The sequence below is a fragment of the Rhodospira trueperi genome, from assembly GCF_900101965.1.
In the GTDB taxonomy this organism is placed as follows: Bacteria; Pseudomonadota; Alphaproteobacteria; order Rhodospirillales; family Rhodospirillaceae; genus Rhodospira; species Rhodospira trueperi.
Genome location: NZ_FNAP01000039.1, coordinates 1 through 1,535, shown reverse-complemented (window position 1 = coordinate 1,535; position 1,535 = coordinate 1). Strand labels below are relative to the sequence as shown.

Below are 1,535 nucleotides of genomic sequence, written 5' to 3'. Positions count from 1 at the left end.
CCTGGGGTCCCTGACCTTCCAGTCCGGAACCCTTGGCGGCAACACCATTCCGTTCGGCTTCACGGTGCCCTCTGGCAGCGTCCTGGCGCCGGGCAATTCCATTGGAACCATGACGGTCAACGGGGACGTCACCTTGTCCAACGGGTCCACTCTGGAAGTCGAGGTGGACGCCGACGGCAACGCGGATCTTCTGGATGCCAGCGGCGCCGTGACGATCCAGAGCGGCGCCAGCCTGCGCATAAAACCGGAAGACGGCACCGCCAGTGGAACCCCGTATGGCTACGAGACAGAGTATACAATCGTGTCGGCCGACGGCGGCATCGTGGGAACCTTCGACACCGTCACCGATTCCTTCGCCTTCCTTGATCCGTCCCTGAGGTATGGCGCCACCGACCTTATCCTGGTCATGACGCGCAACAACACGGATTTTTCATCTCTGGCCCACACCCGCAATCAAAGGGTCGCCGCCGAAGGCCTGGAAACGATAGACCCCAGCTCCCCGGTCTATGCGGCCGTCATCGTCCTGGAAACGGGCGAGCAGGCACGGGCCGCTTACGACGCCCTGTCCGGAGAGGTTCACGCGACAGCGGCAACCCTGCTCATGGAAGACGGCGGCCTGCTTCGGGACGCCGCCCTAAACCGCCAGCGCGGACCATCTCTCGGGGCCGGCCCTCTGGACGGCGGCCCCGCCGGTCGCCCGGACACCGGCGTCTGGGCGCAGGGATACGGTGCCTGGGGACAGCGCAGCGGCGCGGGTGGCGTCGCGGGCATCGACAGCAAGACCGGGGGCATCCTGGCCGGAGTGGACATCCCCCTTGGGGACGGTTGGTGGGGTGGCGCGATGCTGGGGTACGGCCACACCGCGTTCGACGTTGACGACCGGGCGTCCTCCGGCGACGCCGACCTGTTCCATGTCGGCGTTTATGGTGGAAAAGGATGGGACGGCCTGTCGCTTCGCATGGGGGCGACGTATTCCCGGATCGCCCTGGACACCGAGCGCGCCGTCCGGTTCACCGGGTTTTCCGAAACCCTGACCGCAGATCGGGGCGCCGATCTGGGTCAGACCTTCGTTGAGTTGGGTCAGAGGATCCCCATGGGTCGCGGCGCCATCGAACCCTTCGGCACTGTGGCCATGGCGGTCTTGCGGACGGACGGGTTCTCCGAGGACGGCGGCGATGCGGCCTTGTCCTCGGATGGCGATGTCGAGGTTCGCGGCTTTTCCACCCTGGGCGTGGCGGGCGAAACATCGTTCGACGTTGGGGGCCTGGACGTGACGGTCAACGGACGCCTCGGCTGGCGCCACCTGTACGGCAGCGGCGCGCCGACCGCCGATCTTCACCTGTCCGGCGGCGACGATTTTGCCGTGGAAGGCGTGGACTTCGCCAGAGACTCCCTGGTCGCGAACCTGGGATTGACGGTGGCCCTTGGGGCTCAGTCGGAGATGAGCGTGTCGTATTCAGGCAACCACGCCTCGGGATCCCACGACCACGGCGGCAGCCTCAGGCTCGTGGGGCGGTTCTAGCCCTCATCTCGAC

The 1,535-nt window shown here is 66.6% G+C and carries 1 protein-coding gene; it reads left to right on the top strand.

What is annotated here, in order from left to right; translation table 11 throughout:
- Window positions 1-1,522: autotransporter family protein (locus tag BLS85_RS18415; protein WP_176793910.1), on the top strand; the 1,522-nt coding region annotated here is incomplete at its 5' end.
- Window positions 1,523-1,535: the final 13 nt, after the last annotated feature.